This is a genomic window from Streptomyces sp. NPDC057565, assembly GCF_042801455.1.
Classification (GTDB): Bacteria; Actinomycetota; Actinomycetes; order Streptomycetales; family Streptomycetaceae; genus Streptomyces; species Streptomyces yanii.
Map to the genome: position 1 here is coordinate 207,585 of NZ_JBHVFU010000006.1, position 25,609 is coordinate 233,193.

General features: G+C 69.3%; 22 protein-coding genes. 10 read left to right on the plus strand and 12 right to left on the minus strand.

What is annotated here, in order from left to right:
- Window positions 1-33 precede the first annotated feature (33 nt).
- Window positions 34-2,067: a hypothetical protein gene (locus ACFU8W_RS15490; protein ID WP_384036658.1), complete on the minus strand. Its 2,034-nt coding sequence runs from the start codon at window positions 2,065-2,067 to the stop codon at window positions 34-36.
- Window positions 2,068-2,540: 473 nt separating this feature from the next.
- On the opposite strand from ACFU8W_RS15490, the gene ACFU8W_RS15495 reads away from it, so the two are divergent.
- Entirely contained in the window at window positions 2,541-2,948 is a 408-nt protein-coding gene (locus tag ACFU8W_RS15495) for a hypothetical protein (protein ID WP_345515283.1), read from the plus strand.
- 91 nt (window positions 2,949-3,039) lie between these two features.
- Here ACFU8W_RS15495 and ACFU8W_RS15500 read toward each other — a convergent pair whose 3' ends face one another.
- A complete protein-coding gene (locus tag ACFU8W_RS15500; protein WP_345515284.1) occupies window positions 3,040-3,411 on the minus strand; it encodes a DUF192 domain-containing protein in 372 nt (123 codons plus the stop codon).
- Between the two features lie 113 nt (window positions 3,412-3,524).
- On the opposite strand from ACFU8W_RS15500, the gene ACFU8W_RS15505 reads away from it, so the two are divergent.
- Window positions 3,525-4,328, plus strand: a complete 804-nt coding sequence (locus ACFU8W_RS15505) for a prepilin peptidase (RefSeq protein WP_384037133.1) — start codon at window positions 3,525-3,527, stop codon at window positions 4,326-4,328.
- A gap of 85 nt (window positions 4,329-4,413) precedes the next feature.
- Window positions 4,414-5,196, plus strand: coding sequence for a class I SAM-dependent methyltransferase (locus tag ACFU8W_RS15510; protein ID WP_384036662.1), 783 nt, complete (start codon window positions 4,414-4,416; stop codon window positions 5,194-5,196).
- A 252-nt stretch (window positions 5,197-5,448) separates the two neighbouring features.
- Here the strand turns inward: ACFU8W_RS15510 and ACFU8W_RS15515 are convergent, their stop codons facing one another.
- A complete protein-coding gene (locus ACFU8W_RS15515) occupies window positions 5,449-6,603 on the minus strand; it encodes a winged helix DNA-binding domain-containing protein (protein WP_384036665.1) in 1,155 nt (384 codons plus the stop codon).
- A 51-nt stretch (window positions 6,604-6,654) separates the two neighbouring features.
- Between ACFU8W_RS15515 and ACFU8W_RS15520 the strand changes: the two genes are divergently transcribed.
- Window positions 6,655-7,278, plus strand: coding sequence for a hypothetical protein (locus ACFU8W_RS15520; RefSeq protein WP_384036668.1), 624 nt, complete (start codon window positions 6,655-6,657; stop codon window positions 7,276-7,278).
- Between the two features lie 241 nt (window positions 7,279-7,519).
- On the opposite strand, the gene mgrA is transcribed toward ACFU8W_RS15520, so the two are convergent.
- A complete protein-coding gene (gene mgrA / locus ACFU8W_RS15525; protein ID WP_384036671.1) occupies window positions 7,520-8,560 on the minus strand; it encodes an L-glyceraldehyde 3-phosphate reductase in 1,041 nt (346 codons plus the stop codon).
- 200 nt (window positions 8,561-8,760) lie between these two features.
- Between mgrA and ACFU8W_RS15530 the strand changes: the two genes are divergently transcribed.
- The 4 genes from ACFU8W_RS15530 to ACFU8W_RS15545 all read left to right on the plus strand — a co-directional run bounded on the left by ACFU8W_RS15530 (window position 8,761) and on the right by ACFU8W_RS15545 (window position 14,057).
- Window positions 8,761-9,522, plus strand: a complete 762-nt coding sequence (locus ACFU8W_RS15530; RefSeq protein ID WP_327244588.1) for an isoprenyl transferase — start codon at window positions 8,761-8,763, stop codon at window positions 9,520-9,522.
- Window positions 9,523-10,083: 561 nt separating this feature from the next.
- Window positions 10,084-11,406: a PhoH family protein gene (locus ACFU8W_RS15535; protein ID WP_345515291.1), complete on the plus strand. Its 1,323-nt coding sequence runs from the start codon at window positions 10,084-10,086 to the stop codon at window positions 11,404-11,406.
- Between the two features lie 390 nt (window positions 11,407-11,796).
- Entirely contained in the window at window positions 11,797-12,498 is a 702-nt protein-coding gene (locus ACFU8W_RS15540) for a transglycosylase SLT domain-containing protein (protein WP_384036675.1), read from the plus strand.
- A gap of 134 nt (window positions 12,499-12,632) precedes the next feature.
- A complete protein-coding gene (locus ACFU8W_RS15545) occupies window positions 12,633-14,057 on the plus strand; it encodes an AI-2E family transporter (protein WP_384036678.1) in 1,425 nt (474 codons plus the stop codon).
- Window positions 14,058-14,125: 68 nt separating this feature from the next.
- Here ACFU8W_RS15545 and ACFU8W_RS15550 read toward each other — a convergent pair whose 3' ends face one another.
- Both ACFU8W_RS15550 and ACFU8W_RS15555 read right to left on the minus strand, forming a co-directional pair.
- Window positions 14,126-14,662 carry an alkyl hydroperoxide reductase gene (locus ACFU8W_RS15550; protein WP_266982030.1) on the minus strand — a complete coding sequence of 179 codons (537 nt, stop codon included), beginning with the start codon at window positions 14,660-14,662 and terminating at the stop codon, window positions 14,126-14,128.
- Window positions 14,663-14,674: 12 nt separating this feature from the next.
- Complete coding sequence (locus ACFU8W_RS15555; RefSeq protein ID WP_037688641.1) at window positions 14,675-15,229, minus strand: peroxiredoxin; 555 nt, start codon at window positions 15,227-15,229, stop codon at window positions 14,675-14,677.
- Window positions 15,230-15,360: 131 nt separating this feature from the next.
- Here ACFU8W_RS15555 and ACFU8W_RS15560 point away from each other — a divergent pair, with 131 nt between their 5' ends.
- Window positions 15,361-16,320 (plus strand): hydrogen peroxide-inducible genes activator, encoded by a 960-nt coding sequence (locus ACFU8W_RS15560; RefSeq protein ID WP_345515295.1) that lies wholly within the window; start codon window positions 15,361-15,363, stop codon window positions 16,318-16,320.
- A gap of 175 nt (window positions 16,321-16,495) precedes the next feature.
- Here the strand turns inward: ACFU8W_RS15560 and ACFU8W_RS15565 are convergent, their stop codons facing one another.
- The 5 genes from ACFU8W_RS15565 to ACFU8W_RS15585 all read right to left on the minus strand — a co-directional run bounded on the left by ACFU8W_RS15565 (window position 16,496) and on the right by ACFU8W_RS15585 (window position 21,443).
- A complete protein-coding gene (locus tag ACFU8W_RS15565; protein ID WP_384036683.1) occupies window positions 16,496-18,901 on the minus strand; it encodes an FtsX-like permease family protein in 2,406 nt (801 codons plus the stop codon).
- Entirely contained in the window at window positions 18,898-19,584 is a 687-nt protein-coding gene (locus ACFU8W_RS15570; RefSeq protein WP_384036686.1) for an ABC transporter ATP-binding protein, read from the minus strand. The genes ACFU8W_RS15565 and ACFU8W_RS15570 overlap by 4 nt, the downstream gene beginning before the upstream one ends.
- A complete protein-coding gene (locus tag ACFU8W_RS15575) occupies window positions 19,581-20,105 on the minus strand; it encodes a PadR family transcriptional regulator (RefSeq protein WP_345515299.1) in 525 nt (174 codons plus the stop codon). The genes ACFU8W_RS15570 and ACFU8W_RS15575 overlap by 4 nt, the downstream gene beginning before the upstream one ends.
- A 166-nt stretch (window positions 20,106-20,271) precedes the next feature.
- A complete protein-coding gene (locus ACFU8W_RS15580; protein WP_266982019.1) occupies window positions 20,272-20,502 on the minus strand; it encodes a hypothetical protein in 231 nt (76 codons plus the stop codon).
- The gene (locus tag ACFU8W_RS15585; protein WP_384036691.1) at window positions 20,499-21,443 is read right to left on the minus strand and encodes an SPFH domain-containing protein; all 945 of its coding nucleotides are present in this window, start codon (window positions 21,441-21,443) and stop codon (window positions 20,499-20,501) included. The genes ACFU8W_RS15580 and ACFU8W_RS15585 overlap by 4 nt, the downstream gene beginning before the upstream one ends.
- 223 nt (window positions 21,444-21,666) lie before the next feature.
- On the opposite strand from ACFU8W_RS15585, the gene ACFU8W_RS15590 reads away from it, so the two are divergent.
- On the plus strand, window positions 21,667-23,946 hold the full coding sequence (locus ACFU8W_RS15590; RefSeq protein WP_384036694.1) for a transglycosylase domain-containing protein: 2,280 nt from the start codon (window positions 21,667-21,669) through the stop codon (window positions 23,944-23,946).
- 92 nt (window positions 23,947-24,038) lie between these two features.
- Here the strand turns inward: ACFU8W_RS15590 and ACFU8W_RS15595 are convergent, their stop codons facing one another.
- Window positions 24,039-25,502 (minus strand): catalase, encoded by a 1,464-nt coding sequence (locus tag ACFU8W_RS15595; protein ID WP_384036697.1) that lies wholly within the window; start codon window positions 25,500-25,502, stop codon window positions 24,039-24,041.
- Window positions 25,503-25,609: the final 107 nt, after the last annotated feature.

Genomic DNA, 25,609 nt, shown 5'->3' on the forward strand with positions numbered 1-25,609 from the left:
GCCTTTCATTGTGCGGGGTGCTGCGTACGGGGCTCACTTCGCGCAGTAGCTGTACGGGAGGAACGTGCGCTTGTCGCCCTGCGGAGCTCCGAGGAACTGCGCGTCCGTCAGTGTCTCCTTCTTGTGCTCGTCCGAGAGGGAGAATCCGAGGCTCATGCCGAGCGAGACCTCGAAGCCGAACTCCTGGGCGTCCGTCTCGCCGTGGTACTGCATCGTGCTCGACAGGCCGTCCTGGAACATCATCTGGTCGAACGGGTCGGTTCCGTCGGGCTTCTGCTGCAGGGACTTGTCACCGAACATGTACTCGAACGGGGCGGTGTTGTTGCCGCTGCCGTCCAGCCACTGCTCGGCGATGGCCCGCTTGTCCTCGGTCGCCTTGTCGGTGTCCTTGCCGAAGACGATCGAGTTCGTCTGGACCTCGATCCCCGTGTCGCCGGACGAGTCGGTGGCGCCGGCCTTGCCGCCGCGCTTGTCACCGTCCTTCTTGCCGTTGTCGCCCTTGGCCTCGCCCTTGTCGGACGTGGAGCCCGTCTCGACCGTCTTCGTCATGTCGATACGGACGATCTTGCCGGTCTTCTGGTCACGGGTGACGGTGATGGCCCCGGTACGGGTGTCCTTCGCGCCGGCCGTACCGGTGAGCGGGCCGGCCGAACCGCTGACCTTGCCCTCCAGTTCGAGCTTGGCGGTGTACGTGTACGACTCGTTGCCGTTGACGTCGTCCTTCGAGATGGTCACGTCCGGGGAGAACTTGGCCTTGCCGCCGAGCTTCGCGCCGAGCTTGGACTCGTCGGCCGCGCTGATGTTGAGACCGCCGTCCGCGTACACATTGAGGCCGATCGTCGAGTAGGAGATCTTCTTGTTGCCGATCTGCTTCTCGACGTCCTCCTTCTTGTCCGCCCACTTCATCCCTGAGTACCAACCGCCGCCGTAGGCGCCGCTGTACTTCGTGGAGGTCTCCCACATCTTCATTTCCTCGATGTCGTCCCGCATCTTCTTGGCGTCCTCCTCGCTCTTGAAGACCCAGGTGTCACCGTTGGTGATCTTGACGCCGCCGCCGACGTCGACATCAGCCTTGCCCAGCTTGCCGAGCTTGAAGCCGGGGGTGCTGGCGGTGGCGCCCACGGACGCGGCATCCGTGAACGTCATGTAGACCAGCTTGTCGTTCTCGTCGACCTTGCCGTCCTCGTTCACATCCGTGTTGGCCTGGCTGACCTTCTGCTGGAAGCCGTACTCGTTGCCCCACTCGAACCAGCCGATCTTGACCTTGTCACCGACTGTGTCGGAGACGCTGGAGATCTGGCAGAGCTTGGGCTCGTAGTCGGCATCCGTCTTCGGCTTCGCGACCGGGTTGTTGCCACCGGTGGTGCACCCGCCACCGCCGCCACCGAGCGAACTGATCGCACACCGGATCCGCTCGCCGATCTGACCGCCGACACCGGCCATCGCCATCGCGCCGATCATCGTGACGACGAGGACGATCACCCCGAGGTACTCCATGGCGGTGGCACCGCTGTCCCGCCATGAGTACGAGTTCGGCGTGACGGACTCCGCGGCTTCGTCCTCCTCCAGCAGCCGGTCGACGGCCAGCCCGGCGGCCGAGCCGGTGACCAGCACCACGAACGGCATCAACACGCCCTCGATGCCGACGAGATGCCACGAGACGATGAGGCCGTAGGCGAGTCCGGCGACCGGCACACCCAGGGCGGCGGCCAGATACACCGGGCGGGACTCCCGCTGCTCCTCGGGCAGGACGCGGGCGGCGGCCAGGACGGTGAGCAGAGAGGTGATGACGCTGGGCACATGCAGCAGGCCCAGCCGCCAGGTGAACTCTTCGAGCCGTTCACCGGTGGCGAGGGTCTCCACCACCCCGCGGCTCACCAGGAACCCGGCGATGATGTAGACGAGGGCGCCGACGGCCCAACTGCGCGTCAGCGGAAAGAAGGCACCGCCGCTGCCCCCGGCTCCGCCGTTCCAGCCGGGGCCGCCACCGCCGCCCGGCCGGCCGGGTCCCTGCCCCGGCGGTATGCGGCCTGCGCTTCCGTGTCCCCAGCCCCCGCCACTGCTCACGGCTCTCCCTCTCCGACGCTCATTCGCCCTGCACCTGCCCCGCTGACCGAACCTCGGGTGTGGCGTGAGCGTACGGGCGAACTGGCCGCGTGACCTGGGCCCTTGGCCCCAAAATCGGGCCCAAGTGCAGGGCGGTGGCGGTGAATTCGGCGAGCTGTGACGTGGCTGCGGATCCGGCAATCGATTCCGGTGGACCGGGACGGTGAGGAGTGCCGTCCCGGTCCGGCCGACACCCCGCGCACCCCGGTGGACCGGGAGCGACCGTCGGCCGGCCGACGGCCACGGGACCTGCAAAAGGACCGTCCTGCCGCTTCCGCAACGGCCCGGGCTGGGCCCCTGCATGAGCCCTGGGACCCAAGACGGCCCGGCCGATGGGTCGTTAGCGTCGCATCCCTGAGGTTCTGAACGTTCCGCCGGCACCCACGTACGCACCACGACTGCGGAGCCGGGCGGGCTCCCGGAAGGGTGGAAGAGTGACGACTGGCGTGCAGACGGCGGAACAGCTGACGCTGACCGATGAGGAGTCCCGGCTCCTGCAACAGGGCCTGATCGAGTGGAGCGGCCCGGCACGGTGCACGGAGGAGTTCGCCGTGGCCATGGGCTTCGACGACGCGGACGACCTGAACCGGCGAGGCGCCCGGATCCGTGACGCACTTGCGGCCAAGGAGCCCCTGGAACCGATGGACTGGGCGCGGGCCCTGCTCGCGACGGAGCTGGCGTTCGCCAGCGAGATGGTCGGCTCGGGATACGAATGGTCCACGACCACCGGCTGGTCCGACGACATCACGGTGAAGGTCCTGCGCTCCACCCAGCTGAAACTGATCCGCACGGTGACCCCGCTCGTCGGCCGCGGCCTGGGTACACGCCGCCCGGCCTCCTGAGCCGTACGCCATCGCCCGCCGCGACCGCCCGGACCGTGCCCGGCGGGCGGCGAGACAGATCTCTCCGGCCCTCCTGACCCGAGTCCCCGCGTCAGGAGGTCTGGACGACCCGCACCCGGGCCCCGGGCCGCAGTCCCCACTTCTCCATCGTCCCGGCCTCCGACTCGATCACGTGCCGCGACCGCAGCCGCACCATGCCGAGCCGCCCCGGCTTCATCGTATGGACCGCCACAACGTTGAACTTCCGGTCCAGGTACGCCACATCGATCGCAAACCGCATCCGGAACGTATGCACACTCCCGCACGGGGTGATCATCAATGCCCCGTCGATCCCGTCCTGCCCGAGCAGCCCCTTGGACCGCGCCCCGTACGAGGCGGCGATCCGTAGCGGCACCTCCTGCTCCGGTCCGCCCTCCCGGTCCGTGACCGTCAACGTCCCGTTTCCATTGCGCCATTGACCCATGGCCACGACCGTAGCGCCCGGTGACCTTCGCTGGGCCCGGAACCGTACGCAGTGGGCCCCTGGACCCATGACCCGTGCGCGTCCACCGGCCTAGGGTCGGTTCCGTGTTCGCCATGTTGCTGGGGGTCGCCGCGCTCTGGGGCGCCGCGGCCGGACTGCTGGTCCCTCGCGCCGCCTACCGGTTCTCGGTCGAACCGGACGACGCATGGCGGGACAGCTGCCCCGCCGGCCACCCCTTCAGCGGGGTGGCCCGCGGTTGGCTCGGTTCTCCCCGGTGCGCCGCGTGTACCGGGGTACGGACGGCTCCGCGGGCGGCGGCGGTTGCCGCCTCCGCGTCGGATGCAGGCAGTGATGAAGCCGGGAGAACGGCTGAGCGTTACGCCCCGTCCCTCCTCGCCCCCGTCGTGACCGCCCTCGGCTGCACCGTCCTGGCCGCGGCCACCGGGCTCCGCCCCGAGCTCGTCGTCTGGCTGCTGCTCGCCCCTGTCGCCGTGCTTCTCGCCACCATCGACCGCCGCGTCCACCGGCTGCCCGACCAGCTGACGCTGCCGCTCGCCGGCGCGGCCGCCCTGCTCCTGGGCGGTGCGGCGCTGCTTCCGGAACATGCCGGATCGTGGACCTCGGCACTGCTCGGCGGCCTCGCGCTCGGCGGCTTCTACCTCCTGCTCTTCCTGATCAACCCGAACGGGATGGGCTTCGGCGACGTCAAGCTCGCCCTGTCGCTGGGCGTGGCCCTCGGCTGGTACGGGTGGGCGATCGTCTGCGCGGGGGGCTTCGCGGGGTTCGTGTTCGGCTCGGTGTACGGGTTCGGGCTGATGATCCTGCGACGGGCCGGGCGCAAGACGGGCATCCCGTTCGGGCCGTTCATGATCGGGGGCGCCCTGCTCGGGCTGGTGCTGGGCGGTCTGGCCGCCTGACCTGTCGTACCGCTCACGGAACGCCGGGCGCGGGGCACCCGGAATTCGGTCGCGTCCGCGGGCGCACCGGTGACACCATCCCCGTATGCCTGGAACACCCGAAGAGGAACGCGCACGCTTCGACGCGCTCGTGGCCGAGGCCGATGCCGTCTCCGTCGACGGCTGGGACTTCTCCTGGCTCGACGGCCGGGCCACCGAACAACGCCCCTCCTGGGGATACGTGCGCGCCATGGGGGAGCGGCTGGGCCGGGCCCACGCCGCCCTCGACATCCAGACCGGCGGCGGCGAGGTCCTCGCCTCCGCACCGAAGCTTCCTCCGCTCACCGTCGCCACCGAGTCCTGGCCGCCGAACATCGCCCGCGCCACCGCCCGGCTGCACCCGCTCGGCGTCGTCGTGGTCGCCGATGCGGACGAGCCGCCGCTGCCTTTCGGGGACGCGGCCTTCGACCTGGTGACCAGCCGTCACCCGGTGACCACCTGGTGGACGGAGATCGCGCGCGTCCTGCGACCCGGTGGCACGTACTTCTCGCAGCAGGTCGGTCCGGCGAGCGTCTTCGAACTCGTCGAGTACTTCCTCGGCCCGCAGCCGCCCGAGGTGCGCGGCGCCCGCGATCCGCAACAAGCCGGCGCCGAGGCCGAGGCGGCCGGGCTGGAGGTCGTCGATCTGCGGCTGGAGACGCTGCGTACCGAGTTCTTCGACATCGGCGCCGTCGTCTACTTCCTGCGGAAGGTGATCTGGATGGTGCCCGGCTTCACGGTCGAGCAGTACCGGCCGCAGCTGGCCGCCCTGCACCACCTCATCGAGACCGAGGGGCCGTTCGTCGCGCACACCACCCGCTTCCTGATCGAGGCCCGCAAGCCGCGGTAGGCGATCAGCACCGTTCGCGCTCTCTTCGCCGAGATCCCCGAGGGCGCAACGGTCGCCGCATCCAACCGGCTCGTACCGCAGCTCACTTCGGACGAGCGGGCCGCCGTACCCGACGGGACCACCCTCTCCACCGACGTGGTTCGTCGTCATCGGCGGCGACATGGTGGTGATCCGCTTCACCCGGGGGCACCGCGGCGCGGAAGCCGTCACGTAGCGAGTGGGGCCGCTCGTGCGGATTCCAGACGGACGACCCTACGCGTGCGGCCCCACCGTCACCTTCCCCACTGTCAGCTCCGCCGTCCCCTCCAGTACCGCCCCCACCCGCTCCACCTGCTCCTCCAACTCCCGCAGCTGCACGGCGGTGAGCGGGGACAGCGGCTCCACGGTCACCGCGATCCGGCGGCCCGAGCGGCGCTGGTGCCAGACCCCGGCGACCGTTCCGTCGATCAGCAGCACGGGGAAGTTCCCCGCCTGGCCGCGTGCCAGCGCGCGCTCGTACGCCGCGCCGGAGAAGAGCCGCTCGCGCGGCCGGGACGCGATGGCGAACGCGTCGAAATAGGGGAGCAGCCGCACCCCGCGCGCCGGTCCGGCGGGGAATCCGGTGTCGCCCGCCACCAGCCACGCCGTACCGCCGCTCTCGTACGCCACCTCTTCGATCGCCCCGTCCCCGGCCAGCTCTGCGAAGACCGACACCGCCCAACTTTTCGGCGCCGCGAGCCAATTGGCGAAGTGTGCGGGCGTGGCAGGGCCGTACGCGTGCAGATAGCGCCGCACAAGTCCGGCGAGCGCCGCCGGACCGTCGAGTGCAGTGACGCCCGGGTTGGTGAACGTGACCTTGCGGCCCCGGTCCGGGGCGAAGCACAGCACACCGCGGTGGCCCGCCAGATGCATCACCTGCCGCCAGCGCGGCCACAGTTCCTGGAACGCGGGCATCACCCGCTCCCCGGCCCACGGACCCGTGCGGGCGACCACCGCGTCGGACAGCTCGTCGATGGTCAGCTCGGCGTCCGTCAGCGCATCGCCGATCGCCGCCAGGACCTCCTCGGTCTGCCCCGGACTCATCCGGACGTCCTCCGGGGACGGACCGGCCCCGGTGGGAACGGCGGACAACGCGCCGGTCCACATCGGCAGTTCGGCCGCCGGCAGCAGATGCACGGTGCCGCGCGGACCGTACGTCCTGATCAGGGTGCGGTCGGTCCACAGCGCGGTGCGTACGTCGGCACGCGTCCCGCCCGTCAGCCGCAGCCCGACGGACAGCTCGGAGGCTGACCGCACCTGCGCGTGTGCGGCGAGCATCGCCGCCACGGCGTCGGCGGGGGAGGAGGGCAGAGGGGCGGAGAGTCCCTGGCGCTCGATCCGGCGTGCGTTCGCCCTGGTCCAGGTCACGGTTGCTGCTCGGGTCGTCATGATTCGGAATCTAGCGGCCCATCAGGTCAGAGTCTGTCCCATACTCGGCCCATGGTCTTCGCGAGACGTACAGCTGCGGTCCTGATCGGCGCGACGGTGCTGTTCCTGGCTCCGGCACTGGCGGGCTGCGGGAAGGGGCAAACCCCGAGCGCCGGACCGACCGCCGCGGCCCCCGCCGCTGCCTCTGTCTCCGCCACGACGGCGACCGCGCCCACGAGCCCGGCTGCCACGAGCGCCTCCGCGCCTGTCACGGCGTCCGGCTCCCCGCCCGTCGGCGCGAGTCCGTACCAGGAACCCGGCACCGTGGACGGCGCGCCGCACTACAAGGAGAACCACGCCTTCCAACAGGCGCGCGAACTGTCCCCGGCCGAACGGGCCGAGGGCGATGCACGGGCCGCGCGGATCAAGGAGGCGTTGACCCCGGCGGCCCAGGACCCGCACACCACCGACTCGGGTGTCCGCGAGATCCTCACCGAATTGGGCTACGTTTCCAGGGCCATCACGACCAGCTCCTGGGGCCACGATCACAGGTACCTGATCGACAACGGCCCGATCTGCCTCGAAGGCGTGGTGTACGGCGCGACGGACGGCGCGAGCCGCGGCCAGGTCACGGCCGAGGCGCACGGCCGATACATCGAGGGCACCGGCTGCGTGAAGCCGGAAGGCGGTCACTGACATCCGGCGGGGAGTGCCCGGCGTCAAGCCGACGCCTCCGGCAGCGCACCCGCCTCATCCGCCCCTTCCGCCCCCGGGTGCCGTACTCGGACCGGAGTCCACCGAACTCGGAGAGTAATTGTCGGGTGGCGTGGCACGCGGCATCACTTACGAAGGGTTATGGTGGAAACCCCCCCTCGGGCCGGTCCGTATCCCCCCCACGGACCGGCCCGTTTTTTGTACCCGTCCGGCTAAGAGGAGCTCAGCCCCGTCCGGCCCAGATGTTGGTGCCCGCGGTGTCCACGGCGAAGGTGTCGATCTCCTTCAGCTCCTCGGCCGACAGTGCCGGTCCGGCGAGCGCCGCGACGTTCTCCTCCAGCTGCTTCACGCTCGAAGCGCCGATCAGGGCCGACGTCATCCGGCTGTCCCGCAGCACCCAGTTGAGCGCCAGTTGGGCGAGTGACTGCCCGCGCCGCTGCGCGATGTCGTTCAGCCCGTTCAGCCGGCGGATCACCTCGTCCGAGAGCAGATCCGGGTCGAGGGACTTGCCCTGGGTCGCGCGCGACCCCTCCGGGATGCCCTTCAGGTATTTGTTCGTGAGCAGTCCCTGGGCCAGCGGCACGAAGGAGATGCAGCCCATGCCGGCCTCCTCCAGGGTGTCGAGCAGCCCGTCGTCCTCGGTCCAGCGGTTGATCATCGAGTAGGACGGCTGGTGGATCAGGGCAGGCACGCCCATCTCCTTGAGCAGCGAGGCCGCCTCGGCGGTCTGCTCCGAGTTGTACGAGGAGACGCCCACGTACAGCGCCTTCCCCTGCTGCACGGCGGAGGCCAGCGCACCCATGGTCTCCTCGAGCGGAGTGTCCGGGTCGAAGCGGTGCGAGTAGAAGATGTCGACGTAGTCGAGCTGCATCCGCTTCAGCGAGGCGTCGAGCGACGACAGCAGATACTTCCGGGAGCCCCACTCGCCGTACGGGCCGGGGTGCATCTCGTACCCGGCCTTGGTAGAAATAATCAGTTCGTCCCGGTACGGGGCAAAGTCCTGATGGAAGATCTTCCCGAAGTTGAGCTCGGCCGAGCCGGGCGGCGGCCCGTAGTTGTTGGCCAGGTCGAAGTGGGTCACGCCGAGGTCGAAGGCGCGGCGCAGAATCGCCCGCTGGGAGTCCAGGGAGCGGTCGTCGCCGAAGTTGTGCCAGAGGCCGAGCGAGACGGCGGGGAGCTTGAGGCCGCTGCGGCCGGTGCGGCGGTACTCCATGGAGTCGTAGCGCGAACCGGCGGCCCGGTAGGAGAGAGAAGATTCAGTCACGTTTCTCTCCTTATCACGGACTTGTGACAGGCCGGGTTGGGCCGGTGCGGTGCCTGCGCAGTAATGTGGCGGCTTGGGGGACTGCCACGGCACGGCGGAGCAACGGACTCTGCGGACCAATGCGACGATCCCCACGGGGTCGACCCCGGACCCCGGGAAATGGGGCGGGAGGGCCCGCACAGAACCGAGAGGTGAACTCAGTGAACTTGCGCGACCTGGTGTACGGGCTCTACGCGCGCCGGGTGGAGGCCCGCCTCGACCACGCCCAGGTGCCCAAGCACATCGGTGTCATCCTCGACGGCAACCGGCGCTGGGCGAAGGCGTCCGGCGGCACGGCCGCGCAGGGGCACCAGGCGGGTGCGGACAAGATCCAGGAGCTTCTCGGCTGGTGCAGTGAGACCGATGTCGAGGTCGTCACCCTGTGGCTGTTGTCCACGGACAACTTCGACCGGCCCGAGTCCGAGCTGACGCCGCTCCTCGGCATCATCGAGAACACGGTGCGCGACCTGGCGGCGGACGGGCGCTGGCGCGTCCACCACGTCGGCACCCTCGACCTGCTGCCCGCGCACACGCAGACCGTTCTCAAGGAGGCCGAACAGGCCACGGTCGGGGTCGACGGAATACTGGTCAATGTCGCCGTCGGCTACGGCGGGCGGCAGGAGATCGCGGACGCGGTCCGGTCGCTGCTGCTCGACCACTCGTCCAAGGGAACGTCCTTCGAGGACCTGGCGGAGATCGTCTCCACCGACCTGATCTCGGAGCACCTGTACACGCGGGGGCAGCCGGATCCGGACCTGGTGATCCGCACGAGCGGTGAACAGCGGCTGTCCGGCTTCATGCTCTGGCAGAGCGCGCACTCCGAGTACTACTTCTGCGAAGTCTTCTGGCCGGCGTTCCGCAAGGTCGACTTCCTTCGGGCGCTGCGCGACTACGCCGCCCGAGGCCGCCGCTTCGGCGGCTGACGCCGCCCGTCTCCTCCACGAACCGGGCCGGGGGCCTCGTCGGCCCCGGCCCTCGAACGCCGGACGGGCCGGAGTTGGTCGCCCGAACGGCTCAAGAATGCGGGTCCGGACCCGTGTTCCGGGGTGGGCCCGAAAGCATCCGTCCGGCGATCGAGGACGCGAGCATCGGGCCCGAGGCCCCGGGCCCGTGCGGCCCAGGGGCACCACGGCCGCCCACGGCTGCGCCGGAGGCCGGCGCAGCAGATATCCACGTGCCCGGGGGGCACACTCCCAGCTCAGCCCGCCCGCCCCGGGCGGCATGGCTTCGCGTGTTCGAGGGAATACCCCTGTCAGGTCGACGTCCGGTCAAAAACCAGGCGGACGTCGTGTCCAAGTGAGCGGCATGGAGTCCGCTCGCCCGGGAGGCCCTTTGCACACGAAGGACCGTACATACTGTGCGGCTGACGCGGAGGGCCGACGCTCGGCCCGCGCAAGAGGGTCACAGCCCGGTCCGTCCTCTCCCTTTGGGATGCTCCGCGACGCCGTCGCACCCCAACCTCGTCCGAGGGGGTACGTCCTTCCGTGGTGACCAGCACAAAGCGCCGCATGCCCGACAGGCGCACCTATGTTCTCGACACCAGCGTCCTGCTGGCCGATCCGAACGCCATGGCCCGGTTCGACGAGCACGAAGTCGTGCTCCCGATCGTCGTGGTCACGGAACTGGAGGCCAAACGGCACCATCCGGAGCTCGGCTACTTCGCCCGGCAGGCCCTGCGTCTGCTGGACGACTTCCGGGTCCGGTACGGCCGGCTGGATGCCCCGATTCCGCTCGGGGATCTCGGCGGGACGCTGCGCGTCGAACTCAACCATTCCGACCCCGGCGTACTGCCCGCCGGCTACCGGTTGGGGGACAACGACTCACGGATTCTCGCGGTCGCGCGCAATCTCCAGGCCGAGGGGTACGACGTCACGGTCGTCTCCAAGGATCTGCCGCTACGCATCAAGGCATCCTCGGTCGGCCTCCTCGCGGAGGAGTACCGCGCCGAACTCGCCATCACCGACTCCGGCTGGACGGGCATGTCGGAACTGCCCCTCTCCGCCGAACAGGTGGATCTGCTCTTCGGAGAGGAGACGCTCTACGTCCCCGAGGCCGCCGACCTGCCCGTGCACACCGGACTGGTCCTGCAGTCCGAGCGCGGCAAGGCGCTCGGCCGGATCACCGCCGAGGGCAATGTGCGCCTCGTCCGCGGTGACCGGGAGGCCTTCGGGATCCACGGCCGCAGCGCCGAGCAGCGCATCGCTCTCGATCTGCTGCTCGACCAGGAGGTCGGGATCGTGTCGCTGGGCGGCCGGGCCGGCACAGGCAAGTCGGCGCTGGCGCTCTGCGCCGGTCTGGAGGCCGTCCTGGAGCGGCGGCAGCACCAGAAAGTGATGGTCTTCCGGCCGCTGTACGCGGTCGGCGGCCAGGAGCTCGGTTATCTCCCCGGCACCGAGGCCGAGAAGATGAGCCCGTGGGCGCAGGCCGTCTTCGACACGCTCTCGGCGGTCGCCGGGCGCGAGGTGATCGAGGAGGTGCTGGGGCGCGGGATGCTGGAGGTTCTGCCGCTCACCCACATCCGGGGCCGCTCGCTCCACGACGCGTTCGTGATCGTCGACGAGGCGCAGTCGCTCGAACGGAACGTCCTGCTGACCGTCTTGTCACGAATTGGGGCGAATTCCCGGGTCGTGCTCACGCATGACGTGGCGCAACGGGACAACCTTCGGGTCGGCCGGTACGACGGAGTCGTGGCCGTGGTCGAGAAGCTGAAGGGTCATCCGCTCTTCGCGCACGTCACGCTCACCCGTTCCGAGCGCTCGCAGATCGCCGCACTGGTGACCGAAATGCTGGAGGAAGGCCAGATCTGATACGGGATACGACTATTGATGCCGCCCGGCGAGCCGAAGATCTTAGCCGGGCGGCATCGTGTTGCGGCACCTTTTCCGTAAAACCCGTGGACCAAACGGGGTGTGAGCTTTCACACGCAACGGAGAATTGCTTCGCGGTGGGCCGTTCCGGCAGAGTCTTGCTTCCGTCAGGCCCCGCATACGGCACACCCGCACCTCCAGAGGTGCCACGCATCAGACAACTCAACAATTGCCGTCCGTATGCCGCCCGCGAGTACCACGCGGCGCTCCTCCAGAGGAGTTGCCCACCGGGCCCGTGCCTCCCGTGACCCAAGCAGTAGGGAGGCCAGTGCCAGGGGCACGATTGCGTCCGCGAGGTCACCTAAGCGGGCGATGCTGGAAGGACACCGTGTGAGCCGGATCTCGGTCCGGGGGTTCGCCGTGGCATCTGCCACTGCGGTCACCACCGTCGGCGCCGTCGTAGGCGTTGCATCGGGTAGCACTCCTGCTGCCGACGACAACAACTTCGAGGCGACCGCAGCCGACACGACGCTTCTCGCCGACATCCCTGCGGGCCAGCAGGCCCAGGTGCAGACCGCCTCGCTGACGCAGCAGGCGGACGCCCAGGCGTCCGCAGCCGACGCGGCAGCGAAGAAGTCCGCGGAAGAATCGGCCCGCATCCAGGCCGCCAAGGACGCCGAGTCGAAGAAGCAGGCGGCCGAGGCCAAGCTGGAGAAGGAGCGCAAGGCCAAGGAAGAGGCCGAGCGCGCCAGCCGGTCCGCGGTGCGTTCCGCCTCCGCCTTCGCCACGCAGAGCTCGTACACCGTGGCCGAAGTCCAGGCGATGGCTCGCCAGATGATCCCCGGCGACCAGTACCAGTGCTTCAGCAACATCGTGAACCACGAGTCGAGCTGGAACTACCGGGCGACCAACGCGTCCTCCGGTGCGTACGGGCTCGTCCAGGCGCTCCCCGGTTCCAAGATGGCGTCCGCCGGTGCCGACTGGCAGACCAACCCCGCCACCCAGATCAAGTGGGGCCTCAACTACATGGACAGCCGTTACGGCTCCCCGTGCGGCGCCTGGTCCTTCTGGCAGGCGAACAACTGGTACTAGAACCTTCCGAGGTTCCGGTCTCAACCTTGCGAAGCCCCTCACCGTCCTACGGTGGGGGGCTTCGCGCGTGTACCGTCGTCCGGACGACTCCGGGGGGAGTGGTGGGGAGAGAACTCGGGGGTAGAGGAACACTTATGTCGAAACTGCCAGGGTGGCTCGGGCGGCTGGGCGCCGAACTGACCGAGCTGGGCGACCGCCTGGAGGAACGTCGCGCCGCAGCGGAGGCCGAGGAGGACATCGAGGGGGACAGGGACGCGCAGGCCGTGGTCCCGGTCGCGTTCGTCGCCGCGGTGTCCACCGCCGAAGACCGGTCCACCGACCCCGGCCGGGTCCCGGCGCCGCCCGCCTACGCACCCGCAGTCGCCGCCCGCCCCGATCCGGTCGCGGCGATCCCCTGGGGGATGCGCGTCGCGGCCGAGGCCGGCTGGCGGCTGCTCGTCCTCGCGGGCACGCTCTGGGTGCTGATGAAGGTCATCAGCGCCGTACAGCTGGTGGTGCTGGCGTTCGCCGCCGCGCTGCTCGTCACCGCGATGCTGCAGCCGACCGTCGCCCGGCTGCGGAGGTACGGACTTCCGCGGGGTCTCGCCACCGCCGTCACCGCGATACTGGGCTTCATCATCATGGGCCTGGTCGGCTGGTTCGTGGTCTGGCAGGTCATGGACAACCTCGACACCCTCTCCGACAAGGTGCGGGACGGTATCGACGAGCTGAAGCGCTGGCTGCTCGACAGCCCCTTCCACGTCACCGAGCAGCAGATCAACGATGTCGCGAAGAATCTCAGCGACACCATCGGCACCAACACCGAGGAGATAACTTCCGCCGGACTCCAGGGCGTCACCGTGATGGTGGAGGTCCTCACCGGGATACTGCTGGCGATGTTCTCGACGCTCTTCCTGCTGTACGACGGGAAGCGCATCTGGCGCTGGGTGCTGAAGCTGGTGCCCGCGCAGGCGCGGCCGGGTGTCGCGGGCGCCGGGCCACGTGCCTGGCGGACGTTGACCGCCTATGTGCGGGGCACGGTGCTGGTCGCCCTGATCGACGCGATCTTCATCGGGCTCGGCATCTGGTTCCTCGATGTGCCGATGGCGGTGCCGCTCGCTGTCTTCATCTTTCTCTTCGCCTTCATCCCGCTCGTCGGCGCCGTGATCTCCGGAGCGCTCGCGGTGGTCGTCGCGCTGGTCACCGAAGGCGTGTTCACCGCGCTGATGGTGCTGCTCGTGGTGCTGGCCGTGCAGCAGATCGAGGGCCACGTGCTGCAGCCGTTCATCCTCGGCCGTGCGGTACGCGTCCACCCGCTCGCCGTCGTCCTCTCGGTCGCAGCGGGCGGCATGGTCGCGGGCATCAGCGGTGCGGTCGTCGCCGTGCCGCTGGTCGCCGTCACCAACACGGTGGTCGGCTATCTGCGGAAGTACGGGCAGGAGGAGGCGCTGCGGCACGCACCGCAGCCGCGCGGCGCCACGACGGTCGGCGTCGCGCCGACCCGGGCGCCGGCGCCGCCACCCGAGGAACACCGCGACGGCGACGCCTATGGGGGAGTGGCGCAGCCGGAGACGGAGTAGGGCAGAAAGAAGGGCCCCGAGGACGGTCGGTCGTCCTCGGGGCCCTTCTCGTATCAGGGGTCCTGCTGTTACTGCTCGGCGAGCACGGCCTCGGCTTCGAGGGTGACGCCGACCGCCTGGATCACCGAGGCGATCTTGACGGCTTCCTGAATGGTCTCACGGTCCACGCCGGCCTTGCGCAGCACCTGCTCGTGGGAGTCCAGGCACTGGCCGCAGCCGTTGATCGCGGAGACGGCGAGCGACCACAGTTCGAAGTCGACCTTCTCCACGCCCGGCTTGCCGATGACGTTCATCCGCAGACCCGCACGGAGCGTCCCGTACTCGGGGTCCGACAGCAGGTGCCGGGTCCGGTAGAAGACGTTGTTCATCGCCATGATGGCGGCCGCCGACTTCGCCGCGGTGTACGCCTCGGCGGAGAGGTTGGCCTTGGCCTCCGGCTCCAGCTCGCGCAGCACCTTCGGCGAGCGCGAGGCGATCGCGCAGGCGAGGACGGTGCCCCACAGCTGCTGCTGCGGGAGCTCGCTGTTCCCGATGACCGAACCGAGGTTCAGCTTCAGGTCCTTGGCGAAGTCCGGAACAGCGGCCTTCAGTTCGTCGAGTGCCATGTCGGTGTCAGCTCACTCGCCCGAGAGGAGCGCGACCGGGTCCAGGGTGTTCTCGCCCTTGGTCCAGTTGCAGGGGCACAGCTCGTCGGTCTGCAGGGCGTCGAGGACCCGGAGGACCTCCTTGGGGTTACGGCCCACGGAACCGGCGGTCACCATCGTGAACTGGATCTCGTTGTTCTGGTCGACGATGAAGACGGCGCGCTGCGCGAAGCCGTCCTCGCCCTCGATGCCGAGGTCACGCATGAGCTCGTGCTTCGAGTCGGCCATCATCGGGAAAGGCAGGTCGGTCAGGTCCGGGTGGTCCTTGCGCCAGGCGTGGTGCACGAACTCGGAGTCACCGGAGAAGCCGAGGATCTGGGCGTCACGGTCGGCGAACTCGTCGTTCAGCTTGCCGAAGGCGGCGATCTCGGTGGGGCACACGAAGGTGAAGTCCTTCGGCCACGCGAAGACGATCTTCCACTGACCCTCGTAGGTCTTGTGGTTGATCTGCTCGAACTCCTTGCCGCTCTCCAGCGAAACACAAGCAGTCAGGTCGAACTCGGGGAACTTGTCACCGACAGTGAGCACGCGCTCTCCTTGCAGCGTAGGAATTCCCTTTTGCGGGACTTCCTGAGGGTTGGACGGTGTCCACCATGGCACAGAGTGCATTGATCGCGGAAATAGCTACACTTGGTCGTGATGATCGGAGGTGCCTATCAGTGGTGCAGAGTAAGCAGGGTAATCGCCCCAAACAGCCCAGCCTGTCGCAGCTGCGCGCCTTCACGGCCGTGGCCGAACATCTGCACTTCAGGGACGCGGCGGCAGCGATCGGGATGAGTCAGCCCGCGCTCTCCGGAGCCGTGTCCGCACTGGAGGAGGCACTCGGTGTCCAGCTCATCGAGCGTACGACGCGCAAGGTGCTGCTCTCGCCCGCCGGGGAGCGGCTCGCGGTGCGGGCCCGGGTGGTGCTGGAGGCCGTGGGCGAGCTGATGGAGGAGGCCGAGGCGGTCCGGGCGCCGTTCACCGGAGTGCTCAGACTCGGTGTGATCCCGACCGTCGCCCCGTACCTCCTGCCGGCCGTGCTGCGGCTGGTCCACGACCGCTACCCGGAGCTCGACCTCCAGGTGCACGAGGAGCAGACCTCGTCGCTGCTGGAGGGGCTGGCCGCCGGACGGCTGGACCTGCTGCTGCTCGCCGTACCGCTCGGGGTACCACAGGTGACCGAACTCCCGCTCTTCGACGAGGACTTCGTGCTGGTCATGGAGCGCAGCCACTGGCTGGGCGGGCGCGCCGACATCCCGCGCGAGGCGCTGCGCGAACTGCCGTTGCTGCTGCTCGACGAAGGGCACTGCCTGCGCGATCAGGCCCTCGACATCTGCCGGGAGGCGGGCCGTACGGAGGGGGCGCCGGTCACCACCACCGCGGCCGGGCTCTCCACGCTGGTGCAGCTGGTCGCGGGCGGACTCGGGGTGACACTGCTGCCGCGCACCGCCGTGACCGTCGAGACCGCCCGCAACGACGCACTGACCACGGGGTACTTCGCGGACCCCGCTCCTTCGCGGCGGGTGGCGCTGGGGATGCGGACAGGGGCGGCCCGGCAGGGCGAGTTCGAGGAGTTCGCCGCCGCGTTGCGCGAGGCGATGCGGGTGTTGCCCGTACGGGTGGCCACGGACACCTAGGGCGTGTGTCGGAAGTCCCGCCGTCCGCCCGCAGGGCGGGCCCGACAACGCAGCGAGCGTGCGTGCCGGGCGTCGCGGGGCAGGCGGGACTTCCGACACACGCCCCAGTGCCGTGACCGGCACTGGATCGCGGGGCGTGGTCCGTCCTCCCGGAGGAACCGCGCCCCGCCCCCCCTCACTCGGTACGGAGACCGTCCGGCCGCATCAGGCGCCACAGGGCGGGCAGCGAGACCAGAGTGACCAGCAGGATCAGCCCCGCACCCGCGCCGATCATCGGCAGGAACAGCCACCAGTCGGTGACCTTCTTGGCGATCATCCGGATCATCACCGCGCCGAGCCCGAGCCCGCCCGCGACCGCCACCACCAGACCGACGACCACCGGTACGGCGGTCTGCCACAGCACCGACCAGCCGAGGGTGGTCCGCCGGGTGCCGAAGGCGACGAGGACCGACAGCAGGCGCCCCCGCTCCCGCAACTGCTCCAGCTGGGAGACCAGCATCGACGCGGCGATCAGCAGCAGGGTCGCGGTCGCGCCGACCTGAAGTCCCTGCTGCACGCTGGCGTACTGCCGGTCGCGCGCGACCGACCGCAGGGTGACCACCCGCATGCCGGGATCGAGCCGGGCCGCCGTGTTCCGTACGTACTCGGCGACGTCCTCGACGCCCTCGTCGACCCGGATCTGCGCCCTGGTCGTCGCGCCCGGCAGCTTGGTCGGGTCGATCGCACCCACGGTCGCCATGATGCCCCAGTGGTCCTCGCCCATCGGGTCGCGGCGGTCGACCACCGTCAGGGCGTCGGCGGGCAGCGTCCAGCGCTTCGCCCCCTTGCCGTTCTGCTGGGCCGAGCCCGAGCCGATCTCCACCTCCTTGCCCTTGCGGGCGGCCTTGTCCACCCAGTCGCTCATCTTCTTGTCGTTCCGCGGGTGGACGACGAACGCGTCGCCCTCCTCGCAGGAGCCGATCCGGGCGAGCTCGCGCAGAGTCGCGCAGTCGCCGATGGTCAGCAAGGCGGTGGGCTGGATCTCGTCGTCGGTGTACGTGCCCGGCTTGGTCACGTACACCTCGACCGTGCCGATGACCGCCTCCACGCCCTTGGTGGCCCGGAACTCCTTGATGGTCCGGGTGGCGGCGTCGCCGCTCACGTTCTCGGAGATCGTGAAGAACTGGGCTCGCGCCGGGTCCTGACCCGTCAACCGGTTGAACTCGTCGCCCACCGCGGCGAACAGCATCTGCAGAGCCACCGCGCCCGCCACCGCGACCGTGATGCCGCTGACCGCGCGGGCCGCCGCCCCGCTGTTCAACTGCAGTCGGCGCGTGGCGAGCTGCCAGGGGACCGGTCCGCCGCGCAGCCGCTTCACGCATGCCTCGACCAGCCACGGCAGCAGCAGTGCGAGCCCCACCAGGACCAGCACGGCACCGCCCGCGATCGGATACGGATCGACGGGGGCGCCCGGGGAGACCTTGCCGGTGACCCCGAGCACCACCAGTCCCGCGACCGGCACCAGCAGCCGCCACCAGAGCCGGCGCCTGCGGCTGCGGCTGTTGCGTACGACGCCGAGCGGCTCGATCACCACGGAACGCAGGGCGGTCAGGGTGACGATCACAGCCGACACCGGAACCGCCACGGCGATCAGCGCGGCCAGCCAGGGCTCGGGCACCAGGTCGGACGGGAACGCGCTGACGTCCCACACCTCGATGCTGCCGACGAACTCACGCCCCACCAGAAACAACGCCAGGCCGGCGAGGAGGCCGAGTACCGAACCGAAGAACGCTTCGCCGGCTGCGATCCGGCGGGTCGTCCGGATGCCCGCACCCACCAGGCGCAGTGCGGCGAGCCGGCGGTCGCGGCGGTCGCCGCCGAAGCGGACGGCCGTCGCGATGAAGATCGCGACCGGGACCAGCAGCACGACGCAGATCATGATGATCAGGACGATGAGAACGGGGGTCAGGGGCCGTGCCGGGCCGGGGTCGCCGTAGCCGGCCAGCCGGTGACCGCCACGGGCGGGGGTCAGCGTGTCGCTGCCCGCGTAGAAATGCAGTTCGCCGGGGGCGATCAGGCCGGTGTCGGTGATTGTGCCGATGATCCTGTACGGCAGCCGCTCCTTGAGCAGACCGCCGTCCGAGGAACCGAGGAGATCCTTCAGGGCAGGTGAGACGACCATCTCGTCCGGACCCGGGAAGCGTGTCACTCCGGGCGGGGTGACCGGGTGCGTACCGTCCGGACGCATCAGGAAGCCCGTGACGGTGCGGCCGCGGTACTCGGTCTCCGCGTCGATCCGAAGGACCGTGGTGTCCGACTTCGGGACGGCGGATCGGGACGGGCCCGCGGCCTCGGTGCGGGCCTGCTCACGCGCGGATCGGTGGTCGATCAGATGCGGTACGGAGGCGGCGGCCAGCAGCAGCGCCACACCGAGACCCACGCCGACGGCGGTGAGCAGGGTGCGGGTCCAGCCCTCGCGCCCCCCTGAGCAGGCGAACCGTATGCCGAGACCGAGATCGCGCAGAAGTGCGGTGAAACGGGAGGGCTCGGTGGGCCGGGGCCGCTCGGTGACCGGGTCCGTCGTGCGGTCGAGCAGGGTCATACCGCGTGCTCCAGATCGAGGGCCCGGCCGTCGCGCACCGTGACGTCACGGTCGGAGTACGCGGCGACGCGGGCCTCGTGCGTCACCAGGACCACGGCGACGTTGGCGGACCGGGCGGCATCGGTGAGCAGCTCCATGACCCGCTCGCCGTTGAGGGAGTCCAGGGCACCGGTCGGCTCGTCCGCGAAGATCACCTTGGGGGAGGAGGCGAGGGCTCGGGCCACGGCCACGCGCTGACCCTGGCCGCCCGAGACCTCGGCCGGGCGCTTGGCGCCGAGATCGTCGACCTCCAGTCGCTCCATCCATGTCAGGGCGGTGCGTTCGGCGTCCTTGCGCCGGGCTCCGCTGAGCCGGAGCGGCAGGGCGACGTTCTCCACACAGGTCAGCTCCGGGACGAGCTGGCCGAACTGGAAGACGAAGCCGAACTCGGTGCGGCGCAGGGCGCTGCGTTCGGCGTCGGACATCGTGGAGAGCTCGCGGCCCGCGTAGGTGATCGTGCCGCGGTCGGGGGTGACGATCCCGGCGAGGCAGTGCAGCAGGGTCGACTTGCCGGAGCCGGACGGACCCATCACGGCGACGACCTCGCCGGGGTGGATGGAGAACGAGGCGCCGTCGAGCGCCGACGTCGAACCGTACGACTTGTGCAGGTCGTGGGCGGTCAGCAGGGAACCGGCGGGGGTCACGGGTTCACCACCTTCGCGAGCTGGCCGAGTCGCGCGGTGGTCAGTTCCAGCCAGCGGAGGTCGGCCTCGAGGTGGAACAGCGCATGGTCGCAGATCAGCTGGTCGGCCAGGTCGCCCTTGCGCTTGCGGTCGGTGAGGATACGCATCAGGCGCAGGTGCTCGGAGCGCTGGGCGTCCAGCAGATCGGCGGCGCTGCGGCCGGTGAGCAGGGCCAGGACGACCTTGGTGTAGAGCGTCGACTGGAGATACGGCTCCGGCTTCTCGGGCTGGGCGAGCCAGGCCGAGACATCGGTGATCCCGGCCTCGGTGATGGCGTACCGCTTGCGCTCGGGGCCGCCGCCGCTCTCGATGCCGTCGACCTCGACGAGGCCGTTCTTGAGGAGCCGGGACATGGTCGAGTAGACCTGGCCGTAGTGCAAGGGGCGGTCATGGCCGAACTTCTCGTCGAACGTGCGCTTGAGGTCGTAGCCGTGGCGGGGGCCGGACTCCAGGAGTCCCAGCAGGGTGTGGCCGATAGACATGTCCAGCACTGTACACGGCGTGTATACCTGGTGTGTATACCTGGCTTCGGGCCGACCCCGGCTGGGTGTCCCGGCCCCTCCGGCGATCGGGGGCAAGTTCTCCGGCGGGGGAAGGGCAAGCCCTTCCCGCGCCGAGGGGGCATGCGGGCCCGCCGGCGGTCGAGGGCTACTCGTCCCCGTCGGGGGCCGGTGATCGTGGAGGGCGGCCGCGGCGCGGCAGGGGGCCGGCGGCGCGCGGCAGCCGGCCCGCCTCCGCCAGCGCCCTGCGCAGCAGGAACTCGATCTGCGCATTCGCGCTGCGCAACTCGTCCGACGCCCACCGCGCCACCGCGTCATGCACCGCCGGATCCAGCCGCAGCAGTACCTGCTTGCGGGCGGGTGGCCTGTCTCCTGTCACTGGTACAGGGTGCCCGTATTGAGTACCGGCTGCGCCGCCCGGTCTCCGCACAGCACGACCATCAGATTGCTGACCATCGCCGCCTTGCGTTCGGAGTCCAGCTCCACGATGTCCTGCTCGGCGATCCGGGTGAGCGCCATCTCGACCATGCCGACCGCGCCCTCGACGATCTGCTGACGGGCCGCGACGACGGCCCCTGCCTGCTGTCGCTGAAGCATGGCGGAGGCGATCTCGGGGGCGTACGCGAGGTGGCTGAAGCGGGACTCGATGATCCGTACGCCGGCGGCCTGCACCCGGGCCGTGAGTTCGACGGCCAGCTTCTCGGTGATCTCCTCCGCGTTGCCGCGCAGTGACAGGCCGCCTTCGTCGTGGGCGTCGTACGGGTACTCGATCGCGATGTGCCGGACCGCCGCCTCCGTCTGCGTGGCGACGAACTCCAGGAAGTCGTCGACCTCGAAGAGCGCCTGAGCCGTGTCCTCGACCTTCCAGACGACGATCGCGGCGAGCTCGATCGGGTTGCCGTACGCGTCGTTGACCTTCAGGACCGCGGTCTCGTGGTTGCGGACCCGGGTGGAGATCTTGCGGCTGCTGGTGAGCGGGTTGATCCAGCGCAGTCCGTCGGCGCGGATCGTACCGACGTACCGGCCGAAGAGCTGGATGACGCGGGCCTCGCCGGGCGCGACCATCTTGACGCCGCTCATGCAGAAGAACGAGGCGATGACGAGCAGCAGGCCGAGGATGAAGATCGGGATGCCCACCCCGTTGTGCCCGTTCGCGCCCAGGACGCCGCCGAGGATCGCCAGCCCGACGCCGAGGAAGACGCCGAGGACGGTCAGGAGGAGGCCGAGCCCACCGGGAATGGAGTGGGCCGTGGTCTCCCGGACCCGGGGTTCCGGCATCTCGGGGAGCTGGTCGCTGTGCGAACTGGGGTGGTCGGTCATGGAATCCCCCTGTTTGCCTGCTGGAAGAGTACTAGCAATCTGATATCAGATTAGCTGTTCTCGCAACCTTGTGCACCTCTCGTTCGTCGGTTCCCTAAGGAACGGGTGCTGATTGTCACGTCCACAAAGGACCGGATCTCTTGCCTTTTGTCCCTGCCGACAGTGTTAGCTGGCTGGGCCGAGGGGGATCCGGGCGAGCAGAGAAACAGGGAGCAACACAGCGATGGGTCGAGCGGATGCGCGACGAGCCCAACAGCGCGGTGCGCGACGGGCTACGAAGAGCGGCGGCATACGCAGACTCTTCACGTGGAAGAAACTGCTGGGCACGTTCTTCGGGTTCTGCCTGCTCGGCATGGGCGCGTTCTTCGTGCTCTACATGATCGTGGACGTACCCGAGGGCAACGCCCAGGCCAAGCTCCAGAGCAACGTCTACAAGTACCCCGACGGCACCGTCCTGGCCCGCACCGGCAAGGTCAACCGGGAGATAGTGGGCCTGTCCGAGGTCCCCAAGGACGTGCAGCGGACCTTCGTCGCCGCCGAGAACAAGTCCTTCTACACGGACAAGGGCGTCGACTTCAAGGGCACCGCGCGCGGTCTGATCAACACGATCTCCGGCAAGGGCAAGCAGGGTGGCTCGACCATCACCCAGCAGTACGTCAAGAACTACTACCTGGACCAGGACCAGACGGTCACCCGCAAGCTCAAGGAGCTGGTGATCTCCCTCAAGGTCGACCAGAAGAAGAGCAAGAACGACATCCTCGCCGGGTACATCAACACCAGCTACTACGGCCGCGGCGCCTACGGCATCCAGGCCGCCGCGCAGGCGTACTACGGCAAGGACGCCCGGGACCTGGACGTCGCCGAGGGCGCCTACCTCGCGGCGCTGCTCCAGGCACCGAGCCAGTACGACTGGGCCGTCGCCTCGCCCACGGGCAAGCGGTTGGTCAAGGAGCGTTGGAACTACGTACTGAACAACATGGTCGGCGAGCACTGGCTGGACGCCGGCAAGCGCCAGGGGCTGCAGTTCCCGGTGCCGCAGGACCCCAAGCCCGCGGACGGTCTCACCGGCCAGAAGGGCTACATCGTCAACGCGGCGCGCGCCGTGGTGCAGAAGCAGGAGCACCTCAGCGACGAGCAGTTCGACGCGGGCGGCTGGACCATCACGGTCACCATCGACAAGAAGAAGCAGCAGCAGCTGGAGCAGTCGGTCAAGGCCAGGCTGACCAGCAAGCTCGACACGAAGGGCCGCAGCGTCGACAAGGACGTGCAGGCCGGCGCGGTCTCGGTGAATCCGAAGACCGGGGCGGTCGTCGCCCTGTACGGCGGCACCGGGCTGACCGAGCACTGGACGTCGAACGCCACCCGGCGCGACTACCAGCCCGCCTCCACCTTCAAGCCGATCATCCTCGCCGCGGCGCTCGACCAGGAGGCCCAGACGCAGGACGGGCAGCCGATCACCGCCAACACCCGGTACGACGGCAACAGCCGGCGTCCGGTCGAGGGCAGTGACATCGCCTTCGCGCCGCCCAACGAGGACAACGCGAACTATGGCCAGGTCACCGTCCAGACGGCGATGAACAAGTCCATCAACTCCGTCTTCGCACAGATGGGCGTGGACGTCCACATGGACAAGGTGATGGAGACCGCGGGCAAGCTCGGCATGGACGTCGAGGGCCTGCCGGTCGTGCCCGCGCAGACCCTCGGCTCGATGGGCGCGAGCCCCATGGAGATGGCCGGGATCTACGCGACGCTCGACAACCACGGCAAGAAGGTCACCCCGTCGATCGTGAAGTCCGCCTCCCGGCAGGGCGGCGCCCCGATCGCGCTGCCCGACCCGATCGGCGAGCAGGTGATCAGCCGCCAGGCCGCGGACTCGGTGACCTCGGTGCTGACCGGCGTGGTCGACGACGGCACGGCCCGGGTCTCGGTGCGCGAGGCCCCGGGCCGCGGCGGCCAGCAGGTGGCCGGCAAGACGGGTACCTCGGACAACAACAAGTCGGCCTGGTTCACCGGCTACACCCCGAAGCTCGTCACCTCGGTCGGTCTCTTCGGTGAGGCCGCAGAGTCCCAGAAGGGGGCCGACGGCAAGCAGGTCCAGAAGGGTTCGCAGGTCACCCTGAAGGGCACCGCGGGCGGCGGTCGCGTCAACGGCGGTGGCTTCCCGGCCGAGATCTGGGCGGACTACACGTTCCAGGTGATGGGCGGGCGAAGCGCCTTCGACCTGGACACGGACATGGGGGCGGCCGTGACGCCGCCGCCGTCCTCGACCTCGCCGAGCCCGAGCGGACAGCCGTCGGAATCGGCCAGCCCGTCGGACCAGCCGTCCAGCGAGGCACCGTCCTCCGAGCCGCCGACGGACAGTCCGCCCCCGTCGGCGCCGTCCGACCCGACGCCCTCGGGCGGCACGTCGAGCGGCCCGCCGACCGTCCCGGATCCGACGGACAGTGCCGAAGTCCCGCTGAAACCGGCGGACGGCAGGCAGAACAGCCGCGTGCAGGGCTGACGCGGCTCACGCACAGCTCACCCGGCTGATATGGCGAAGGGTGCCACGGATACGTTCCGTGGCACCCTTCGCCGTGTGTCCGGCGTGCGCGGTCAGCCGCCGTTGACCTCCTTGGCGATCCGGTCGCCGAGATCCTTGTCCACGTTGCGCCAGTACTGCAGCGCCCGTTCCAGGACCGGGCGGCTCACACCGTCCAGGAGATGGCCGGAAATGTTCGACACGAGCCGCTCGCGCGCCGCGTCGTCGAGCACCTTGCGGACCATGGTGCCCGCCTGGCCCCAGTCGTCGTCCTCCCTGTGCAGCTTGTACGCCTCGTGGACCATCTCGCCCGCCGTGGCCCAGCCCGCCGGGTCGCCGTAGCGCTCGGTGTCCGCGGCCGGTCCGCCGTACGAGTTCGGTGCGTAGACCGCTCCCGTGCGCGTCGGCTCGTACCGCATGGGGCCGTCCTTCGCGTACGAGTTCCGACCGAAGCGCGGCCGGTTCGGCGGCAGCTGCGCGTAGTTCGGGCCGATCCGGTACCGGTGGGTGTCGGGGTACGAGAAGAGCCGGCCGAGCAGCATCTTGTCGGGCGACGGACCGATGCCGGGCACCAGGTTCGACGGCTCGAAGGACGCCTGCTCGATGTGGACGAAGAAGTCCTCGGGGTTCTCGTTCAGCGTCATCCGGCCGACCTCGATCAGCGGGTAGTCGCCGTGCGGCCACACCTTGGTCAGGTCGAACGGGTTGAACCGGTAGTCCGGTGCGTCGTCGAACGGCATCACCTGGACGTACAGCGTCCAGCTCGGGTGATCGCCGCGCTTGATCGACTCGAACAGGTCGCGGCGGTGGACATCGCCGTCGATACCCGCGATCTCGTCGGCATCGGCCTGGGTGTAGAAGTCGATGCCCTGGTCGGTCTTGAAGTGGTACTTGATCCAGAACCGCTCGCCACCCGCGTTCACCCACATGTAGGCGTGCGAGCTGTATCCGTTCATGTTGCGGTAGGTCTTCGGGATGCCCCGGTCGCCCATCAGCCACGTCACCATGTGCGCGGACTCGGGGGAGAGGGTCCAGAAGTCCCACTGCATGTCGTGGTCGCGGATCCCGCTCTCCGGGCGGCGCTTCTGCGAGCGGATGAAGTCCTGGAACTTCATCGGGTCCCGTACGAAGAAGATCGGCGTGTTGTTGCCGACCATGTCGTAGTTGCCGTGTTCCGTGTAGAACTTCAGCGCGAAACCGCGGGGGTCGCGCCAGGTGTCCGGGGAGCCCTGTTCGCCGGCGACCGTGGAGAATCGGGCGAGCATGGCGGTCTGCTTGCCCGGTTGGAAGAGGTCCGCCTTGGTGAACTGGCTGACGTCGTTGGTCACGACGAAGGTGCCGTAGGCCCCGGAGCCCTTGGCGTGGACCACCCGCTCGGGGACCCGTTCACGGTTGAACTGGGCCATCTTCTCGATCAGGTAGTGGTCCTGGAGCAGGATCGGCCCGTCGGATCCGACGGTGAGCGAATGTTCGTCGCTCTCCACCGGGTTCCCGGCGTTGTTCGTGGTGTAGGGAGTGTTCTTGGTCTTCTCGGACACGAGCGTCCTCCCGTCGGTGCGGGGTGTCGGTCAAATCGTCCAGGCGGCGCCCGGTCACGACTGAAGTCAACTCCGACGACGGGAGGATGGCAACATGTGGCGATCGT

What these genes read in the sequence shown, in the direction of transcription:
- ACFU8W_RS15500 (WP_345515284.1), bottom strand. Translation starts at nt 3,411, where the DNA reads ATGGGTCAATGGCGCAATGGAAACGGGACGTTGACGGTCACGGACCGG.
- ACFU8W_RS15505 (WP_384037133.1), top strand. Translation starts at nt 3,525, where the DNA reads ATGTTGCTGGGGGTCGCCGCGCTCTGGGGCGCCGCGGCCGGACTGCTG.
- ACFU8W_RS15510 (WP_384036662.1), top strand. Translation starts at nt 4,414, where the DNA reads ATGCCTGGAACACCCGAAGAGGAACGCGCACGCTTCGACGCGCTCGTG.
- ACFU8W_RS15515 (WP_384036665.1), bottom strand. Translation starts at nt 6,603, where the DNA reads ATGACGACCCGAGCAGCAACCGTGACCTGGACCAGGGCGAACGCACGC.
- ACFU8W_RS15520 (WP_384036668.1), top strand. Translation starts at nt 6,655, where the DNA reads ATGGTCTTCGCGAGACGTACAGCTGCGGTCCTGATCGGCGCGACGGTG.
- ACFU8W_RS15545 (WP_384036678.1), top strand. Translation starts at nt 12,633, where the DNA reads ATGTCGAAACTGCCAGGGTGGCTCGGGCGGCTGGGCGCCGAACTGACC.
- ACFU8W_RS15550 (WP_266982030.1), bottom strand. Translation starts at nt 14,662, where the DNA reads ATGGCACTCGACGAACTGAAGGCCGCTGTTCCGGACTTCGCCAAGGAC.
- ACFU8W_RS15565 (WP_384036683.1), bottom strand. Translation starts at nt 18,901, where the DNA reads ATGACCCTGCTCGACCGCACGACGGACCCGGTCACCGAGCGGCCCCGG.
- ACFU8W_RS15575 (WP_345515299.1), bottom strand. Translation starts at nt 20,105, where the DNA reads ATGTCTATCGGCCACACCCTGCTGGGACTCCTGGAGTCCGGCCCCCGC.
- ACFU8W_RS15585 (WP_384036691.1), bottom strand. Translation starts at nt 21,443, where the DNA reads ATGACCGACCACCCCAGTTCGCACAGCGACCAGCTCCCCGAGATGCCG.
- ACFU8W_RS15590 (WP_384036694.1), top strand. Translation starts at nt 21,667, where the DNA reads ATGGGTCGAGCGGATGCGCGACGAGCCCAACAGCGCGGTGCGCGACGG.